General features: G+C 64.1%; 13 protein-coding genes. 6 read left to right on the top strand and 7 right to left on the bottom strand.

Annotated features, from left to right (window positions below; genetic code table 11):
- Positions 1-95 precede the first annotated feature (95 nt).
- The 6 genes from BN1233_RS06115 to BN1233_RS06090 all read right to left on the bottom strand — a co-directional run bounded on the left by BN1233_RS06115 (position 96) and on the right by BN1233_RS06090 (position 6,866).
- On the bottom strand, positions 96-389 hold the full coding sequence (locus tag BN1233_RS06115; RefSeq protein ID WP_046863127.1) for an aa3-type cytochrome c oxidase subunit IV: 294 nt from the start codon (positions 387-389) through the stop codon (positions 96-98).
- A 163-nt stretch (positions 390-552) separates the two neighbouring features.
- On the bottom strand, positions 553-1,785 hold the full coding sequence (locus BN1233_RS06110) for a glycosyltransferase (protein ID WP_046862663.1): 1,233 nt from the start codon (positions 1,783-1,785) through the stop codon (positions 553-555).
- 398 nt (positions 1,786-2,183) lie between these two features.
- Positions 2,184-3,581, bottom strand: a complete 1,398-nt coding sequence (locus BN1233_RS06105; protein ID WP_046862662.1) for an ABC1 kinase family protein — start codon at positions 3,579-3,581, stop codon at positions 2,184-2,186.
- Between the two features lie 176 nt (positions 3,582-3,757).
- Positions 3,758-4,048 (bottom strand): chaperone modulator CbpM, encoded by a 291-nt coding sequence (locus BN1233_RS06100; RefSeq protein WP_046862661.1) that lies wholly within the window; start codon positions 4,046-4,048, stop codon positions 3,758-3,760.
- Positions 4,049-4,954: a DnaJ C-terminal domain-containing protein gene (locus tag BN1233_RS06095; RefSeq protein WP_046862660.1), complete on the bottom strand. Its 906-nt coding sequence runs from the start codon at positions 4,952-4,954 to the stop codon at positions 4,049-4,051.
- Positions 4,955-5,033: 79 nt separating this feature from the next.
- Positions 5,034-6,866: a M3 family oligoendopeptidase gene (locus BN1233_RS06090; protein WP_046862659.1), complete on the bottom strand. Its 1,833-nt coding sequence runs from the start codon at positions 6,864-6,866 to the stop codon at positions 5,034-5,036.
- A gap of 240 nt (positions 6,867-7,106) precedes the next feature.
- On the opposite strand from BN1233_RS06090, the gene BN1233_RS06085 reads away from it, so the two are divergent.
- The 5 genes from BN1233_RS06085 to BN1233_RS44445 all read left to right on the top strand — a co-directional run bounded on the left by BN1233_RS06085 (position 7,107) and on the right by BN1233_RS44445 (position 15,136).
- Positions 7,107-8,105 (top strand): AAA-type ATPase lid domain-containing protein, encoded by a 999-nt coding sequence (locus tag BN1233_RS06085; protein WP_052763713.1) that lies wholly within the window; start codon positions 7,107-7,109, stop codon positions 8,103-8,105.
- Positions 8,106-8,198: 93 nt separating this feature from the next.
- The gene (locus BN1233_RS06080) at positions 8,199-9,914 is read left to right on the top strand and encodes a L,D-transpeptidase family protein (protein ID WP_046862658.1); all 1,716 of its coding nucleotides are present in this window, start codon (positions 8,199-8,201) and stop codon (positions 9,912-9,914) included.
- Positions 9,915-10,298: 384 nt separating this feature from the next.
- Positions 10,299-11,276: an ABC transporter substrate-binding protein gene (locus BN1233_RS06075; protein WP_046862657.1), complete on the top strand. Its 978-nt coding sequence runs from the start codon at positions 10,299-10,301 to the stop codon at positions 11,274-11,276.
- Positions 11,277-11,412: 136 nt separating this feature from the next.
- Positions 11,413-13,161 (top strand): adenylate/guanylate cyclase domain-containing protein, encoded by a 1,749-nt coding sequence (locus BN1233_RS06070; RefSeq protein ID WP_046862656.1) that lies wholly within the window; start codon positions 11,413-11,415, stop codon positions 13,159-13,161.
- 370 nt (positions 13,162-13,531) lie between these two features.
- The gene (locus BN1233_RS44445) at positions 13,532-15,136 is read left to right on the top strand and encodes a peptidoglycan L,D-endopeptidase MepK (RefSeq protein WP_074078256.1); all 1,605 of its coding nucleotides are present in this window, start codon (positions 13,532-13,534) and stop codon (positions 15,134-15,136) included.
- 350 nt (positions 15,137-15,486) lie between these two features.
- On the opposite strand, the gene BN1233_RS46640 is transcribed toward BN1233_RS44445, so the two are convergent.
- Entirely contained in the window at positions 15,487-16,200 is a 714-nt protein-coding gene (locus BN1233_RS46640; protein ID WP_147707007.1) for a hypothetical protein, read from the bottom strand.
- Positions 16,201-16,637: 437 nt separating this feature from the next.
- Here BN1233_RS46640 and BN1233_RS06055 point away from each other — a divergent pair, with 437 nt between their 5' ends.
- Entirely contained in the window at positions 16,638-18,008 is a 1,371-nt protein-coding gene (locus BN1233_RS06055) for an MFS transporter (RefSeq protein ID WP_046862655.1), read from the top strand.
- Positions 18,009-18,644: the final 636 nt, after the last annotated feature.

The raw sequence follows: 18,644 nt of genomic DNA, 5'->3' as shown, positions 1-18,644 counted from the left end.
CAGAAATCCGCATGCAACCCCCAATTCTGGCACCCCTCGCCATTCCGCAGATTCAGCCCTGCGGCCCGTCGAAGACCAAAGCGTGGCTATAAGGTCTAGTAGAGAATCAACATCAGGATGAGGAGCACCGCGACGGCCGCCGGCGCGCGCCAGCCGATCGACGGAGCCATCGCCCCGACCGCCCCTGCGGCAATCGAGAGCACGACGCCGAAGATGGCAGACAGCCAAGCGTGCTTGGCCCCGCCTACGGCGAGCGCCAGTACATGACAAATGACGACAGCTCCTCCGATTTCAGCGAATCGGATGAACCCGCGATAGGTCCTTTCATGTGCGCGCGCATCCATGTCTGGACCGTAGCCCATATGCGGCGCATGCTTCGTGTCGGCCATATCCATGCCTTGCTTCCACATTGGTTCGTTGAGCCGCCTTTAGCTTATGCGGCCACCGGCCGCAACGTTTGTGGCACAATGTCGACCACAGGAAACGAGATAACGTTACGAGGTTGAGTAACGTAACGCACCCGTCTGCACGCGCGATCGCCCCAATGCCGGCTCATCCACTACGTGCTGCGGGCACGCCGAGGAACTCCCGCCAGCGCGGCAACGTCGCCGTCCGGAAATCGAATCGCTCCACGGCGGCAACACGTGCTCTGCGCGCCATGGCGGCGGCCTCGCCGGGATTCTGCAGGACGCGATGGACTTGGGCCACAAGTTCCTTCTCGTCGAAAAACGGAAACAGCAAGCCGGTCTCGTGCGGCCGGATCACCTCCTCCACGGGCGGCGTCGCGGAGGCGACGATCCTGCACTCCAGCGCCATGGCTTCGATCAACGACCATGACAACACGAAAGGATAGGTGAGATAAAGATGCACTGCGGAGAGTTGCAGGACCCGGATGAACTGCGGGTATGGCAGCTGTCCGGCGAAATGGACGCGCGTCCAGTCGACAGGCCCAGCAATGCGCGACCGGAAGACATCCGACCATGTGGTCCCTTCAGGAGGTCTCGCGGAGTAGCTCACGGAGTTGCCGCCGATGATGACGACCCGGAGGCGAGGATCGAGGTCGAGCAGTCCCGGAAGCGCGCGAAACACCACATGGCTGCCGCGCATGGGTTCGATATGCCGGGTCGCGTAGGTGACGACGGGCTCCGCGCGACTGAGATGCGGACCATTCTCGCCGACTCGCATGGCCGCGCCGGGGTCGGGTTGCAGCGCCTGGATATCGATCCCATCGTGGATGATGGCGATGCGGTCCCGCAGATAGGCCGGAAAGGTATCCCGTTGGAAGCGGGTCGGCGTCACGGCGGCATCAGCAACATCGAAAGCTGCGAGCTGCATCGCATTGCGCAGGCGCAGCCTCCAGATCGTCTCCTCGTTCCGGATCGGAAACTCGGGATCGAAATCGACGTCCTGGCCCTTCGCGGCGTAGTAGTATTCGAAATAGGCGACGTGGCGCGCATTCGGCCAGACGTCCTTGAGGAACAGGCTCTCGCCCCAGCCCGTGTTCACGACGACGAGGTCCGGCTCGAGCCCCCCCTCTTTCAGCCTGCGTGCAAGGTGAGCGACGCCATAGGCCCGACGCAGATGCGCGGTGACCGGATTGAAGCGGTTCTCGTACCCGGCGGGGTCCGGACCAGGCACCGGCTCGTAAGCGTGATACGAGACGCCTGGAATCCTGGGGGTCTTGACCGTACCGAGAGCAAAAACCTGGTGTCCTTCCGCCGCGAAGATCGAAGCGAGTCGTCCGAATTGCCCCGGGAAGTTCTGGTGGACGAAAACGATCTTCATGCCTTCAGCCTCTGCCTGCTCCTATGATGGGAGTTATGCACGGCTGCAACGGGTGATCGGGATGACGCTTGCCTCGGAGCAGGCAGAGATGTGGAACTGAAATGGAATTCCGTGCAGGCTTTGGCGGATTTAGTGATCGACACGCGACAGTGTTATGCTGCCCTTGCAAGGTCGGCGCTGCCACACTTACCCGGACGCTTCGCCCATTAAGGCCGAAGTCGCCCCAATTTGGCAGAACGAACCCAAAAATGATGTTCGGCTGCGCTGTCCTCACCTCGTCCCTTGTTGGAGAGGTCGGACGCAAAGCGTCCGAATGAGGGGTGAGTCACTGCGCTCTCCGAAGTCGCGCGTGCAACGTGTGATTGTTTCCGTACGTCAGGAAGCGTGTATGCCGCGCGTTATCGCCGCGCGCCCGTTGAAGCACTGCGTTGCTCGATCGGCAGCGGCAGGCCCGCCGCGGTGAGCGCATCGCGTTGCCGTTCCGCCAGCTGATCCAGCGAGAAGCGCTCGATCTCCGCTTCGAAAAGCCGGTGATAATTCAGTTCCGCTCTGAGATGCAGGAACACTGCGCCAAGGCCAACGGCTGCGCGATCCATGAACACGAATTCCTGCGGCACGGTCACGGGGCCTTTTTCCTTCAGAGCCCGATGCACCTGGAAGGCCTGGCGTCTTCCATATTCAGCGGGGGCAACCCCATCCGCCACCGTGCGCGTGCGGTCATCGAGGAGTGGGCCGTAGATGAAACGTGCCCAGATATTGAGGATGTCGATCAGCTCCTTCGAGAGCCGCCGGAAACCCCAGGTCTCGTAGGCGTGCACGATCCGGTCCCGGTCGTCGTGAAGGAGACCGTAATAGAGATCGACGACACCGCCGACGAAACTCGGATGGAAGATTCGGATGCAGCCGTAATCCAGGAGATTGATTCCGCGCGGCTCACCACCCTCGGTGAACACCGTGTAGTTGCCGAGATGCGGGTCTCCGTGGATCACGGCGTTCTGGCTGAACGGGTGCCACCATGCCTTGAACATCGCAATCGCGAGGCGATTGCGGATCTCCGTCGGCGCTTCACGGAATCCGAGAATCTTCTCGCCCTCGAGCCAATCCATGGTGAGAAGGCGGCGGGTTGACAGATCGCGATGCACGCCGGGCACGCGCACCTCGGGAATGCCCTTCAGGGCTCCCTGATAGAGCGCGATGTGACGGGCCTCGCGTGCGTAGTCGAGCTCCTCACGGACCCGTGCCCCGATTTCCTTCGAGATCTCCCGGGTGTCGATGGCCGGATCCATGCGCCGGTGAACGGCGAAGACGAGTTCGAGCTGGCGAAGATCGGCTTCGACGGCCGATTGCATGTCCGGGTATTGCAGCTTGCAGGCGAGCGGCGCGCCGTCCCGGCTCGTGGCGCGGTGAACCTGGCCCAGGGAGGCCGCAGCCGCAGGCTTCAGATCGAACGAGCCGAATCGGCTCTGCCAGTCGGGGCCGAGTTCCGCCTGCATGCGGCGCTTCACGAAAGCGGCGCCCATAGGGGGTGCCTCGCTCTGGAGCTTTTGGAGCTCCTGCGCGTATTCGGGAGGCAGCACGTCCGGGATGGTCGCGAGCAACTGCGCGACCTTCATGATCGGGCCCTTCAGGCCGCCGAGGGCCTGCGCGAGCATGGCCGCATTCGATGCGTCGCGCGTATCCCGACCCAGGAACCGGGATCCCGCGATACGGGCCGCGGCACCTCCGACATGAGCGCCAACCCGGGCATAACGCGCGGCCCGAGCCGAGAACCGGTTCGCCTCCCTATCGTCGGTCATGGAACTGTCGTCGCCTCGCGCCGTGTTGCAGATGGGGTGCCGGACCGGCGCGCCAGCGGAAGGTCGGCGGGATGATTGCCTCGCGCCAAGGCACACAGTAAGGTCTCGGAATCCCGCCGCCAGAGCGGCGGCGGGTCGCGGAGCCGCTACGGACCGGTCAGGTCGGGGAAGCAGCCCTATTCCTTGCTCGTCGGGGCTACCCCACCGAGCTGCCTGCGCAGATCGAAGAGAGCCGCCCTGAGGCCATGCACCTGGTCGAGCAGGTTGAGGATGACGCCAACGCCCTCGTCGTTCACGCCGATGCTCTCCCGCAGATCGCGAATGAGCCTCGCGCGGGCGAGATCGACCTCCGACAGGAGCAGGTCGGCATCGCCCTCGCGCGGCGCGAGCCATCCCTCCTCGACCCAGACCTGCAGGGTCGTCTGCGCGATTCCGGCACGCAGGCAGAACTCCTCCCGGCTCCACATTCAAGCCTCCATGCGTTGCCGTGGGTTGTGGGCCTGCCCCGCGCTCCAGCTCTTGACGAAGGCTTCGAGCTCCGGATCGCTTTCTGGCAGGACGACCTGCAGCCTGACATACATGTCCCCGCGGCTTTGATCCGGACGCGGCACACCTTTTCCGCGCAGGCGCATCACCCTCCCGGTGTTCGAGCCCTTCGGGATAGTCATGGTGACCGGACCGGTGGGCGTCGGCACCTCGACCTTGCCGCCCAGCACGGCCTCGGTGAGCGAAATCGGCAGATCGAGCCGAATATCGTCGCCATCGAGCTTGAACAGGCGGTGGGGCCGCACCTCCAGCTCGACCAGGGCGTCGCCGGCCGGGCCGCCGCCGTATCCGGGCCCGCCCTTGCCGCGAAGCCTCAGGGTCTGCCCATCCCTGGCGCCGGCCGGGACGGTGACGTCGAGCGTTGCGCCGTCCGGCAGCGTGACCCGCTTGGTGGCTCCGTTCACGGCCTCGAGGAAGTCGATCGGCAGCCGATAGTGCGCATCCGGGCCGCGCATGCGGACATTCGTCCGCCCTCCCCTCCGCAGCAGTTCGGACAGGATGTCGTCGGCATCCACGAAATCCTCGAATCCCGCGCTGGAGGCATAGGGGTGCTCGGCTCCTGCGCCGGTGAAGTCGCGGTAGAATCGTTGCGCCGGCCGCTCGGCGCCGGACGCGTCGATCTCGCCACGGTCGAAGCGCGCCCGCTTCTCGGGATCGCCGAGAATGTCATAGGCCGCCGACACGCTCTTGAACTTCTCCTCGGCCTCCTTGTTGCCGGGGTTGAGATCGGGATGAAACTTCTTGGCGAGACGCCGATAGGCCTTCTGGATCTCCTCCGCGGAGGCGCCCACCTTCACGCCCAGCACGTCATAGGGATTGTCGCTCAAAGCCCTCTCCTGGACAGCCGCATGGTTCGTCGGGGCATCAAAGACGAGACGCGGACCGCTCGTATCGCCCGCCGCCCTGTCAGCCCTGCGCCTCCATGGCCTCGAGCTCATCGATCAGCCGCGCGATCATCGACAGGCCGATCTGCCAGAATGAGGGATCCTTCGCATCGAGGCCGAACGGCGCGAGAAGTTCCGAATAGGGCTTCGTGCCCCCCGCCGACAGCAAGGCGAAGTAGCGATCCGTGAAGCCCTCGTTCGAGCGCTCGTACACGCCGTAGAGGGAGTTCACGAGGCAGTCGCCGAACGCATAGGCGTAGACATAGAAGGGCGAGTGGATGAAGTGCGGGATATAGGTCCAGAAGGCCTCGTATCCCGAATCGAGGCGGATGGCCGGTCCGAGGCTTTCCGCCTGGACCGACATCCAGAGCTCGCAGAGCTGATCGGATGTCAGCTCCCCGTTGCGGCGTTCGACATGCACTTTCCGTTCGAAGGTATAGAACGCGATCTGGCGCACGACCGTGTTGATCATGTCCTCGACCTTTGCGGCGAGCATCGCCTTGCGCTGCACCCTGTCGGCGGTGCGGTCGAGCAGGCGGCGGAACGTCAGCATCTCGCCGAACACGCTGGCGGTTTCGGCGAGCGTCAGCGGCGTCGGTGCCATGAGGGCGCCGTTCGGTGCGGCGAGGACCTGGTGCACGCCGTGCCCGAGCTCGTGCGCGAGGGTCATCACGTCCCGCGGCTTGCCCTGATAGTTCAGGAGCACATAAGGGTGCGCCGAGGGAACGGTCGGATGGGCGAAGGCGCCGGGCGCCTTGCCGGGGCGCGTGGGGGCATCGATCCAGCGCTCGTCGAAGAAGCGCTGCGCGATATCCGCCATTCGGGGCGCGAAGGCCGCATAGGCCGCGAGCACGGTGTCACGCGCCTCCGTCCAGGGAATCGTGCGATGATCGACCTTGGGAAGCGGCGCGTTGCGGTCCCAGTAATCGAGCTTTTCCTTGCCGAACCAGCGCGCCTTCAGGGCGTAGTAGCGATGCGACAGGCGCGGGTAGGCATCCCGCACTGCCTCGACCAAGGCCTCGACGACCTCGCGTTCGACGCGGTTCGCGAGGTGCCGTGAATCCGCGACATCCTCGAATCCGCGCCAGCGGTCCGAGATTTCCTTGTCTTTCGCCAGCGTGTTCGTGATCAACGTGAAGGTACGCAAATTCGCCTTGAAGGTGCGCCCGAGCGCCTCGGCGGCCTCGCGGCGGACTGCCTCGTCGGAATCCTGCAGCTTGTTCAGGGTCGGCTCGATCGCCAGCTCCTCGCCCCGGACGGTGAACCGCAACGATGCGATCGTCTCGTCAAACAGCCTGTTCCATGCGGAGCGCCCGGTCACCGATTTCTCGTGAAAGAGCTGCTCGAGGCGGTCTTCGAGCTGATACGGCTTGTCCTTCCGGAGATCCTCGATCCAGGGGCGGTAATGGTCGAGCGGCGAGGTGGCCGCGATCCTGTCGATGATCGCATCATCGATCCGGTTGAGTTCGAGCGTGAAGAAAAGGAGCTCGCTCGATGCGGCGGTCAGCCGTTCCTGCGTATCGCCATAGAATTTCGCGCGCACGGGATCGGTCGTGTCGCCCGAATAGACCAGCCCCGCATAGGACATGAGACGCCCGAGAAGATCCTCGATGGCCTCGTAACGCTTGATCGCGTCCGTCAGAACCTGCGGCGCCTCCGGGCCGGATGCGATCTCGGCGAGCTTGCCCCTGTAGGTATCGGCGATCGCCTTGCACTCGCCTTCTGCCTGCGCGAGGTCCTTACGGAAGGCATCGCTCTCGATACCAGGATAGAGATGGGAGAGGTCCCACTCGGGGAGAGAGCCGAGTTCGTTCACGGCGGGGCTGGCGGAAGGTTCGCGAGCGATTTGGTCCATCAAGGGCTCTCGAAAAAGGGTCCACGGGACGGCTTATGCACAGGCGCGAGCACAATGCCAGATATTGTCCCTTGCCGCTCGCCATCAACCCGCCGAGAGCGCCGGACACGCGGCTCTTCCCCGTCGTCGCCTCGCTCCAATCGCGATCACGGGGGATGCCGGGTCCTCCGTTAAGGCCCGATTTACCGTTCCTCGACCAGCATCGCGGCCCTTCCGACCCGTCGACGATCAGCCGAAACCATGCCCCTGACCCAGCTTTTCCTGGAGGAGATCAAATCCGTACGCCTGGATACCGGGGACTCGGGCCTTTCTGTGGAGCGGTTCAGGAGAGCGCGGCTCGCCGCCCGGGCAGCCCGGTCGAGCGCTGCCGTGCTGATCGAATCGGAGCCCGGGACAGAAATGGCGGCTCTCGCGCGCGCCATCCACCTCGCGAGCGACCGCCGGGAGCGGCCTTTGCGGCGCTACCCGGACGATCCGCCACCCGGCGGGACCCTTCTCGTCGACAGAGCCGAGACCCTCGATCTCGTCGCACAGGGCGAGCTGCTCCGGATCCTGCAGGGCGAACCCGATACCACGATCGGCCGCCGGGGAGGCCGCCCGGCCGCACGCGTTATCGCGACCGCAACCGCGTCTCTCGCCGACCGGGTGCGGCTCGGGAGCTTCCGCGAGGATCTCTATTACCGGCTGCAGGTGCTGCCGATCGCAATTCCGCCCCTGAGAGCCCGCCGGCCCGAGATCCCGCTCCTGGCCGATCTGTTCCTGCGCGCCTTTGCCCGCGAGGAGGCGAAACCGGTTCGCGGCTTTGCGCCGGAGGCCGTCAGGCTTCTTCTGAGCTACGATTGGCCGGGCAATACCCGCCAGCTCGAGAACGCCGTTTTTCGCGCCGTCGCCCTCGCAGAGGGGGACGAAATCGGCCCGGCCGAACTTCCCCAGATTGCCGCGAGAGTCGAGGGTGAGCCGATCATCATCCCGCCAGCTCCCGCGCCGGCGCCTCTTCCACCCGTGGGTGAGCCGAAGGAGGCGCCCTGGCAGGATCCGGATTCCCTGCCGCTCCTCGATTCTTCCGGAGACCTCCGCTCGCTGAGCGAGCTGGAGGGCGAGATCATCCGTTTCGCGATCCTCCACTACCGCGGCCACATGTCCGCGGTTTCGCGGCGGTTGGGGATCGGTCGCTCCACCCTCTACCGGAAGCTGAAGGAGCTCGGACTAGAAAATTCGGAGCGCGGTGAGGCTGCTTAAGCTTTCGCGCGTTATGCTCAAGGTGGTGCGCTCGCGCACCGGCGGCTCGACACGCTGGCGCGAACATCCGAGCTGATTGATGGAGCAGTGGCGATGCCTGTTGCACGTGCGGTTCTGACCCGCTGGAGCCTTGCCTGGGCCCTTTGCCTGTCGACCGCTCCGGTCCTGTCCGGCGAGTTGCCCGACATCGTTCTCCCGGAGCTTCCGCAGATCGGCGGCCCGCCGGCCCTCGACGGGGCTTCACGCCCGGACGACAACGGGCTTCGCGGATCCACCGCCGACGTCCGGCAGCAGGATGGTTTCAGCCTCTCTCTTCCGTCTCTTCCCGATGCCGCGGTGATTCTCACCTTCGAGGATCGCCTGCGGGGGGCCATCGGCAATCGCTTGGCAGCAGGGGCCGAGAGCGTCGCCCGCCTCGGACCTGCGGAGCGTGAGGGCCTCGCGCAGGCCTATACGGCTCGCGAGCACCGGCCGCTCTGGATCGCGGACGGCACCGTGAATGTGGCCGGACAACGCGTGCTGGCTACGTTGCGCGCCGCGGAGGAGGACGGGCTGGACCCTGCGGATTATAGCGTCGTGCTCCCGAGCCGCCGGGCGGCCGTCGAGGATTGGGCCGACACAGAGCTCAGGATCAGCGCAGCCGCACTCCGCTATGCGCGCGACGCCCGCGGCGCCCGGATCGAGCCGTCGAAGCTCTCGTCTCTCGTGACACCGAAGCTTTCGCTTCCCGATGCCGGGGAAGTGCTCCAGGCTTTGGCGGCTGCCCGTGACGCCGGCGCCGCTTTGTCGACCTACAATCCGCCGCATCCCGGCTATCGGGCGCTGAAGGAGCGCCTTGCGGAATTGCGCTCCATGCGACCGGGACCCGCGATGGTGCGTGTTCCACCGGGACCAACGCTGCGCATTGGAATGCGGGATTCGCGCGTTCCACTGATCAGGGCCCGCCTCAACCTGGAAAAGGCAAACGGTGACGAACGCGCCTATGACGAGCGTGTCGCCTCCGCGGTGGCGGCTTTTCAGCGGGATAGAGGGCTCCCGGCGACAGGCGCGCTGACACCGAAGACGGTCGCGGCTCTCGGAGGGGCGGCATCATCCGCCAGGCTCGAGGAGGATTTGGTCGCCAATATGGAGCGCTGGCGCTGGCTCCCGCGGGACCTCGGATCGCGGCACATCGCCGTCAACGTGCCGGAATTCCGTCTGCGCCTATTCGATAACGGCAGTATCGTTCATCACGCGAAGGTCATCGTCGGAAAGACCGAAACCCAGACGCCGATCTTTTCCGACCCGATGGAATACCTGGTCGTGAACCCGTCCTGGACGGTGCCGCCGTCGATCGTGCGCAAGGAGATCCTGCCCGGACTTGCGGAAGATCCCGATTACGCCGAGCGGCGCGGCTACCGCGTCATTCGCCGAGGCAACCGCATCATCGTCCAGCAACCACCCGGCGAGCGCAATGCGCTCGGCTTCATCAAGTTCATGTTCCCCAACCAGCATGCCGTGTATCTTCACGACACGCCGAGCCGACGCCTGTTCTCGACCGACCGCCGCGCCTTCAGCCACGGCTGCGTGCGGGTCGATCAACCCTTCCGTCTCGCGGAACTCATTCTCCAGTCCGAGAGCGGCTGGACCGAAGCGAAATTGCGCAAGCTGATCGGACGGGGCGAACGCCATATCCGCCTCAAGAACCCGCTTCCGGTGCACCTCACCTATTTCACGGTGTCGATCGAACCCGGCGGGCAGATGCGGACGTTCGACGATCTCTACGGTCTCAATCGCAAGGTGAAAGCGGCGCTCGGTTATTCAGGCTGACTGCCGGCCCGAACATCCGGCCGCGCATCGAAGCGGCATTGATATGAAAAACCACGAGAAGTCGAGTTTCCGTCCTTCGAGAATGACTGAATTGCATCGAGAGACGGACGTTCGATCTCTTTCCGGATTCTGCCATTGGCCTAAACCGCTCTCGCGGTAGCGCACTGGCGCAAGTAGGTTCCTCCCTTGGAGGTTCTCCGACGCCGGAAGGCGCGGCATGGTTCGTGAGCGGCCGGCATCCGAAAACCTTCACACAACCAACTCTCCGGGCCACAGAGGACATCCCCCAAGAGGTCATAGCCGTTCGCCCGTCCGACCCCGCGCCAGCTGTGTCGGAATCTGCTATGCTTACTTTCATTGGCCCCGCTTCTATGGGGAGATGGCATGCGCTCACCCGGACGCCTGACGCGACGTGCGTTCCTGGCCGGCGCAGCAGCTTTGGCCGCAAAAAGGTCTACCGCTCAGTCCGTGCCGACAGTCGCGTGGCTCTCGATCTACCCTCTGGAACAGGTCGACCGTTATCTCAAGGCATTCAAGGCTGGCCTCGCCGCTCAGGGCTTTCTTGATGGTCGGCATGTGCATGTTCTTGCCCGTTCGTCGGAAGGTGATCGCAACGAGCGGCTCGCAGCGGTTGTTGCCGAGGTCGTCGCTGCAAAACCGGCCGTGATCGCGACGCAGGGCGGTGCCATCTACGGAGTCCGGGATATCACTACCATCCCCGTTGTGTACGGGTTCAGCGGCGACCCGGTCATCGCCGGCCTCACCAGCGCCATGGCGCAGCCCGGCCGCAACCTGACAGGCGTCACCTTCATGGCAGCCGAGCTCAACACCAAGCGGCTCGAGCTGCTCCATGAGGCGGGCCCCCAGGTGAAGCGTGTGGTGCTGATGGGCGATCCCATGCATCCGGGGTATGAGCTTGAAGTCCTCACGTCCGAGCGGACCGCCCGCGGTCTAGGGCTGCAACTCGATTGGATGCCGGCTCGTACCCTTGCCGACGTCCGCCAGGTCATCGCATCGTTCGACACTCCACCCGACGCACTCATATTCTTGCCGGACAGCGTCATGCTGGAGAGCCGGAAGCTCATTGCCGAATACGCGATCGCGAACCGGATGCCCTCGGTCTCAGGCTGGACGGAATTCGCTCAAGCCGGCGGTCTGATGTCCTATGGCCCGAACCTCACTGACAGTGTCCAGCGGGTTGGGTATCTCACAGCGCGTATCCTGCAGGGCGCCAAGCCGGCTGATCTTCCCGTCGAGAGACCTGAGAGTTTCGAACTAGTCGTGAATTTGAGGACGGCCCGGAGCATCGGTCTTGGGATCCCCACGGCCCTCTTGGCGCAAGCCGACGAGGTGATCGAATAACGGCCTTGTGACCGGTCTGCCGCTGTTCAGTGGTGTCGAAGGTGAATGCGCAGGGAACCATGATCCCGAGTTACCGGATGCCCGTAGGGATGCGCATACTCGCCCGACAAAGCCCTGTTCGGAGATCGAAGGTCCGATGATCAGACAGCGCCGCGCCACCCTCGGAGGATCGCTGTTCCAGAAATACTTTCTAGCGCTCTTCCTGGCCGTGGTGATGCCGCTCACGGCGAACGGGCTGAGCGAGGCGTATTTCGGCTACCGGGATCAGCGGATGCAGCTCGACCAGTTGCTGGGCGTGGAAGCGCGGGCTGCCGCCTCACGGATTCAGGGCTTCCTCGACAGTATCACTGACCAGCTCGGATGGCTGGTCCAGTTGCCGTGGACGGAGGAGCCTGACGAGCGGCGGCGCATCGACGCCCTGCGCCTGCTCCGCCAAGTCCCCGCTATCGTGAGCCTTACGCTCGTGGATGGGTCCGGCCGGGAACGGCTCTACGTCTCTCGCATCGGGCTCAATCGAATAGAAACACGGGCCGATCGCTCCTCTGAGCCGGCAGTCGTCGGCGCGCGCCGGAGCCATCTCTGGTACAGCGATGTGAGCTACGTTCGGGGCTCCGAGCCGTACCTGACCATTGCGCTAGCTGGCAATCGACCCTCTGTCGGTGTCGTGGTCGCGGAGGTGAATCTCAAGCTCATCTGGGACGTCATCTCGGCCATTAAGGTCGGTGAAACTGGCCACGCCTTCGTGCTCGACAGGCCCGGCCGGCTGATTGCACACCCTGACATTAGCCTCGTCCTGCGCGGTGTGGATGATGCGACCCTCGCCCCATTCCAGGCCATCCGGGATGCGGTCGTCGATGCGAGTGGGCGCACCGCCATGGGAGAGGATGCACAGCACCGGGCCATTGCCGCTGCGGCGGCCCCGGTCCCCGGCGTTGACTGGACGGTTCTGGTGGAGCAGCCCGTCTCCGAAGCATTCGGGCCAATCTACGCCGCCCTGTGGCGGACAGGGGGGCTCTTCCTCGGAGGCGGCGCACTGGCAGCCCTCCTGGCTTTCGGGCTGGCGCGCCGTATGACCGGCCCGATCCGGATCCTGCAGCGGGGAACCGAGCGGATTGGCGCGGGTCAGTTCGACCATCGCATCGAAATCCGGTCCGGGGACGAACTGCAGCACTTGGCCGAGAGCTTCAACAGCATGGCCGCGGGGCTCGCCCTATCGCAGGAGCGGCAGGAGCGGATTGCCAAGCTCAAGCGCTTCCTTGCGCCACAGGTGGCGGAGCTCGTGGACCGAGCGGGCGAGGACGGCATGCTGGAAGGCCGGCGCACGGATGTCGTGGCGGTCTTTGGCGACCTGCGGGGCTTTACGGCCTTCTCGGTTCGGGCGTCGCCGGAGGAGGTCATGCAGGTTCTATCTGAGTATCATGAGGCACTCGGCGCGATCATCTCGCAGCACCATGCGACTCTCACGAGCTTCTCCGGTGACGGGCTCATGATTCTCGTGAATGCACCCGTTCCGGTGCCCGACCCGGTCCCGAAGGCCATCGACATGGCTGTTGTGATGCAAACGGCTGTCCAGGAGCTGATCGAGCAGTGGAACACCCGCGGACACCAGATCGGCTTCGGAGTTGGTCTGGCGTATGGCGAAGCGACCGTGGGTCGGATCGGATATGAAGGGCGCTACGACTACACAGCAATCGGCAGCGTGGTGAACTTGGCGTCGAGGCTTTGTGCTTCCGCCAAAAATGGAGAGATCCTCATCGACGAGGCCGCGGCGGCTCATGCCAACGAGTGCAATATTGTCGCGCTTGGGCTGAGGCCGATCAAGGGTTTCGACACGAAGGTTCCGGTCTTCGCTGTTGTCCGTAGGGGATGCACGCGGGCCGCCTGATCAGAATTCTTCTGGCCATTCCCACGGATAGTTTGCTGCATGCCTTGCAGGGCACGGCGACGTTCGTGGGCCAGACCGGGCGATCCGGCTCAGGGTCACCTTGCTACTCCTTAGAACGTCAACATTGGGTCGGCCTCGGTCATAGAATGGATCTGGGGGAATGTCTGCTTTTCCATTTTCTCCGGCATCCTTTTAGGTCAGTCACTTACCGAGCAATTCGTGGCCTTTGCTACGGAATTGCGTATCGAAGCATCCGCGCGATCTCCACAAAAAACGCGAGCGCACTTAACCCGAGGGTAACCGTCTTCGGCAACTCTCTCGACACGATCCAGAGAGCGCGGCGGCAGGCGCCGGGACAGGGACGCGTAAAGTGCAAGTACTCGAGTCGGCGCGCCGGCGGCGTGCGGCGGCGTTCATTCGCCGATTCTCCACCGGATTTCTCGCCGTCTGCACGGTGTCCGTCCTGTGTGCGAACGGAACGCAGGATGCTGCCGCGAACGGCGACACCCGCACGCTGACGATCTATCACACGCATACGCGCGAGCTCGCGACGGTCACGTTCCGTCGCAACGGGCAATATGATGCACGCGGCCTCGAGCAACTCAACTGGCTGCTGCGCGACTGGCGCCGCGATGAGCCGACGCGCATGGATCCCCGCCTCTTCGACACGCTCTGGGCCGTCTATCGCGAAGTCGGCTCCCGAGAGCCGGTTCATGTCGTGTCTGCGTACCGCTCACCACAAACCAATGCCATGCTGAGACGGCGCTCGAGTGCCGTCGCGAAAAACAGCCAGCACATGCTCGGCAAGGCAATGGACTTTCATCTTCCGGATGTTTCCATCGAACGGATCCGTGCGGTGGGCATGCGGCTTCAGAATGGCGGCGTCGGCTATTATCCGTCATCCTACACACCATTCATCCATCTCGATGTCGGCAGCGTGCGCGCCTGGCCCCGCATGACTCGCGACCAGCTCGTCCGCCTGTTCCCGGACGGCAAGACGGTGCACATCCCGGCCGACGGAGAGCCTCTGCCGCGCTACGAAGAGGCGCGCGCGGAAGTCCTGGCGAGGGGCGGCACCGTTGCGGGATATACCGCTTATGCGCAGGCCGGACCGCTTCCCGATGCGCAGCCACGCCGCAAGAGCTTCTGGGCGACCTTGTTCGGGTGGGACGAGGAGGACGAAGACGCCGAGGAAATCCGGCGCAGCCGCACTCCGACGCTGCTGGCGCGCCGCTCACCCCGGCAGGCCCCGGAGATCGAGCCCGTCGAGGAAGCATCGTCGATCGAAACTGCCAGCCGGCCCATTCCGCAACGGTTCGCGAGCACGTCCACCTTGGCTCCGGCTGCCCGCGAGCCTCAGGTGCTCTGGCAGCCCGGAGCCGAACCGCAGCGCGCCGAATCACCTTCGGCGAGACGTGAGGTTGCTCTGGCGCCAATGCCGCCCCGTCGCCCCGAGGACGTCGCGACGACCGGTGCGCTGGCCTTTGCGCCGACGCCACCGAACCGTCCCACGAGCGCCGCAGTCATCGCCCTGGCCTCCACCCTGCCGACGAAGGTTGAAGCCGCTTCGATTGGAATCGCGCACCCGCTTCCTCCGCGGCGTCCGGCCGTGCCGCCCGTCTCCTTGGCGGCTCTTCCGGCACCGCGCGCGTCTGCGACCGTTCAGCCGACAGTTCCGGAACCAGCTCCCACACGTCGGGCCACACGGGATGCTCCACCGACGGAGCGTACGCGCGGCACCGCGGGCGCATCCGTCAAGAACGCCGCGGCAGCATCGCCTGCTGCAACGGCACCCCAGCCCGTCGCTCCCAAACGCGAGCCAATGCACGACATCCCACGCACCGATCGCGGCCAGCTCAATTCGCTGTTCTCCGCGGCACTGGCTTCGAACGCGAGCGCGACCAAGGGTTTTGCGAACGGGTTAGCGACTACACTGCCGGCGAACCGCTTCTCGAAGGGAGACCCGTCGCGGTGAGGCGACCGCGGACGGCTCAGGTCTTCAATTGTGCGCTGGCCGTGAGCATGTAAAGCAGCTCTTTCTTGCAGCGTTGGCCTCCTGCTGCGAAAAACCACCGCGCATTGAGCCACTTTCGCGCTTGGGCAGATTGCCAGCCCGCGTTTCTCGCCCTGTTGCGATGCCATTCCGTCGATTGGCTTGGGAAGCTTTCGTTCTTCGGCTTCTCCGGCCTCCAACACGACGTGAGATCTGCACGCCCGGCTCAAATAGGAGCGTCGGCAGCATGACATATCCACGCCGCATCTATAGGCCGGATCTAGCCGGTGCGTTGCCGTTGCGACCCTGCTCGCGCGCCTGCTCCTCCTCGTTCACCATGCGTAGTCGCTGCAAACGAGCACGTCCCTGATCACGGCAGTGCCCCATCGGGTCAGAACTCGGTGACGGACAACGTAGCAGCCCTGATCATAGGCCGCGGTGTCGTAATACGGATACCCATATCCGTAGGGACCGTACCCGAATGATCCGAGAGCTGCGCCGCTGATGAGTCCGGCTGCGAATGCGCTGTTGAACCGATGTCGATGATGGAAAATTAACGGATGGTTCACCGCGATCCGGTGGTCGAAGAAAGCCGACCGGTTGATGAAAGCGGGGCGATTGGCCAGGACCGCACGATTGACGGCGAAGCGATTGTCGACGAAAGCCGGGCGATCCACGAAAGCTGCCCGGTTGGCGAGGAACGCGCGGCTCGCGAAGCCGGAATTTGCGAAGCCGGGATTCGCGACTACGACAGGACGGTGAAAGCCGCTCACTGCGCCCATGCTGCCCGGGAAGCCGCTCATTGCGCTCGTGCCTCTCTGGAAGCCGCCGAACCCGCCCATTCCGCCGCTGAAGCCGCCGAGCCCGCCCATGCCGGGGTGCAGGCCACCGAAGCCCCCCATGCCGCCGTGGAAGCCCCCGAAACCGCCGCCAAACCCGCCCATGCGGGCCTCGGCCGGTACCGTGAGTGAGACCACACCGATGCCGAGCGCGACAGCGACCAGCCAGGCCCTCGGGCCTTTCAAAGTTCGTAATGCGAAGTTCATGATCATGTCCTCCGGGCGTGACGGACTTCCGTCACGCGAGCCCCCGGATGCGGATGATGCGGATCACGTGGCAAACGTTACTGCACTTGGCAGAACCATCGCCATCTCCAGTCACGCTGCACTGCGATACATCCCGGTCCTGCGAGCTGCTGAGCGTAAATAGGTCCGCGTGAGCATCCACGGTGCTCGCCGGGCGAGCAGTCAGCACTTACCGGGTCCGGTCACGTCGCGTGCTGGATCCAATCGCTAGAACCGTGCGCCTCAAAGACACCACTCGCCATACACAAGTCGGTGAGGAGAAAAGGACCAGGTGCGCGCGTCTCTGCGGCCACCGGGACAGAGCGAGCCAACAGCGTAGCAGCTCTTCCAGAGGTTCATTGCACGATGGCCGGCGTGAGCGTAAAATCTCTACAGCTGGGGTGAGCGGAGTCGACGACATGGCGCTCCCCGGGACTGCCCTACATTCCCTGTCCGAGACAGAGCATAGGACACAGCTGCGCCGCGCCGTCGTGGCCAGCACGATCGGGACCACCATCGAGTGGTACGATTTCTTCCTGTACAGCACGGTGACCGGGCTCGTGTTCGCCAAGCTGTATTTTCCGAGATCCGATCCACTGGTCGGCACATTGGATGCATTCGGGATCTACGCGGTCGGGTTTGCAGCGCGCCCCGTCGGTGCGGCGATCTTCGGCCATTATGGCGACCGCATCGGCCGGAAGGCGGCTCTGATCGCGACGCTGCTGCTCATGGGAGTCGCTACGTTCCTGGTCGCCTTTGTCCCGACCTACGAGCAGATCGGGATCTGGGGAGCCGTGCTCCTTACCGTGCTTCGCTTTCTCCAGGGTGTCGGCGTCGGGGGCGAATGGGGCGGGTCGGTGCTGCTGTCGATGGAATGGGCCCGTACCAACACGCATCGCGGCTTTATCGCGTCATGGCCGCAATTCGGTGTGCCGGCCGGGCTGTTTCTGGCTAACTTGGCAGTTCTGGTGTTCAGCGAGATCTCGGGCGACCAGTTTGCTGTATGGGGCTGGCGCGTGCCGTTCGTCCTGAGCATCATCCTCGTCGGAATCGGGCTGTACATCCGACTCGGAATCCTCGAGACTCCGACATTTGCGCGGCTCGTCGCCGAGAACAAGATCGAGCAGGCCCCGACCATCGAAGTGATCAGGCGCCAACCCAGAGAGATCATTCTCACGGCCCTGGCACGCATGGCCGAGCAGGCGCCTTTCTACATATTCACGGCATTCGTGTTCACATACGGAACCACGGTTCTGGGAACGTCGCGCACGCTCATTCTCGTCGCCGTGCTGAGCGCATCCGTGCTGTCCTTCTTCACGATTCCCTATTCGGGGCATCTGTCCGACCGGATTGGCCGGAAACGGATGTATCTACTCGGCGCCGGAGTCACGACGGTGTTCGGATTCCTCTATTTCGCGATGCTCGATACGGCCGTATCCGGCTGGATTTTCCTGGCCATCGTCCTGTCCCTCATTCCGCACGACATGATGTATGGGCCTCAGGCTGCCCTGATCGCGGAATGTTTTACGGCGCGACTCCGATACAGCGGCGCGTCGTTGGGCTATCAACTCGCCTCAGTGATCGCAGGTGGGCCGGCACCGTTGATCGCCACGGCGCTTTTTGCGCATTTTCGCTCAGGCTATGCGATCGCGGCCTATATCTTTATCTGCGGACTCGTCTCGATTGCCGCGACGATGATGCTGCCCGATTATACGAACAGGGATATTCACGATGAGTATGATCTCCCCGGAGGATCCCGTCCGGCCGGGCCACTCGCGGCAAAGGGCTGAGGCCCGGGACGTGAAGTTCCGCCAGGGCACCTTGTCATCCGGTTTAATCGGAGCGTGAGCCGGGTTTCCATCCTTAGGGTTTGTCCTGCGGATGGGCCGCTCCGAGCGGGCGCCCAAAGAAAACCCGCTGTCAAGCGAGTTAGATCTTCTCCCGAAAGTAGCTGCAAGGCTCAGGGCAAGTTAGCGACGCCCTGTTCGGAAGAATTTCGGGCAAGTGAATTGCTGTCGGAAGCAGCGTCTTTCTTTTAGCAGGGTCGCTGAACGTATCCGCTATCGAAGGATGTTTCATGTCGACTCACGGTGCGGCTGCTTACGCTACCGCCATCCCAACGCAAGAGCAGAGCGCAATTGGAAGCTCCCGGGTCGATCGGACCGACGGCATCAGAACGAGGTGCCGCAGCATTGTGCCTGGTCGCTGCTGGCAATGTGCTGACTGCAGTCAACAGGCCAGCGGCAGAGCAGCCTTCCTAGCACTACTTTGGCACTTTGCTGAAGGAGCCAAGGGTGAAGCGGGCTCGGCAGACCGGACATCGCAGATGCATGGCGTGCGCGAGCTGATCGAGCAGTTGGGATCGGATGGTCGGCAGACTGGGTTGCGGAGGCGGTCCGCGGTGCGTTCTTTTTTCCCCGCCGGCT

This window comes from Microvirga massiliensis (genome assembly GCF_001006805.1).
Lineage (GTDB): Bacteria > Pseudomonadota > Alphaproteobacteria > Rhizobiales > Beijerinckiaceae > Microvirga > Microvirga massiliensis.
Note: the sequence above shows the minus strand (reverse complement) of the source record. Positions and strands in the feature narration are given on the sequence as shown.

Bases quoted from the DNA above. Each gene is read 5' to 3' on its own strand.
- BN1233_RS06115 (WP_046863127.1), bottom strand. From the start codon at position 389: ATGGCCGACACGAAGCATGCGCCGCATATGGGCTACGGTCCAGACATG.
- BN1233_RS06110 (WP_046862663.1), bottom strand. From the start codon at position 1,785: ATGAAGATCGTTTTCGTCCACCAGAACTTCCCGGGGCAATTCGGACGA.
- BN1233_RS06105 (WP_046862662.1), bottom strand. From the start codon at position 3,581: ATGACCGACGATAGGGAGGCGAACCGGTTCTCGGCTCGGGCCGCGCGT.
- BN1233_RS06100 (WP_046862661.1), bottom strand. From the start codon at position 4,048: ATGTGGAGCCGGGAGGAGTTCTGCCTGCGTGCCGGAATCGCGCAGACG.
- BN1233_RS06090 (WP_046862659.1), bottom strand. From the start codon at position 6,866: ATGGACCAAATCGCTCGCGAACCTTCCGCCAGCCCCGCCGTGAACGAA.
- BN1233_RS06085 (WP_052763713.1), top strand. From the start codon at position 7,107: ATGCCCCTGACCCAGCTTTTCCTGGAGGAGATCAAATCCGTACGCCTG.
- BN1233_RS06080 (WP_046862658.1), top strand. From the start codon at position 8,199: ATGCCTGTTGCACGTGCGGTTCTGACCCGCTGGAGCCTTGCCTGGGCC.
- BN1233_RS06075 (WP_046862657.1), top strand. From the start codon at position 10,299: ATGCGCTCACCCGGACGCCTGACGCGACGTGCGTTCCTGGCCGGCGCA.
- BN1233_RS06070 (WP_046862656.1), top strand. From the start codon at position 11,413: ATGATCAGACAGCGCCGCGCCACCCTCGGAGGATCGCTGTTCCAGAAA.
- BN1233_RS46640 (WP_147707007.1), bottom strand. From the start codon at position 16,200: ATGAACTTCGCATTACGAACTTTGAAAGGCCCGAGGGCCTGGCTGGTC.
- BN1233_RS06055 (WP_046862655.1), top strand. From the start codon at position 16,638: ATGGCGCTCCCCGGGACTGCCCTACATTCCCTGTCCGAGACAGAGCAT.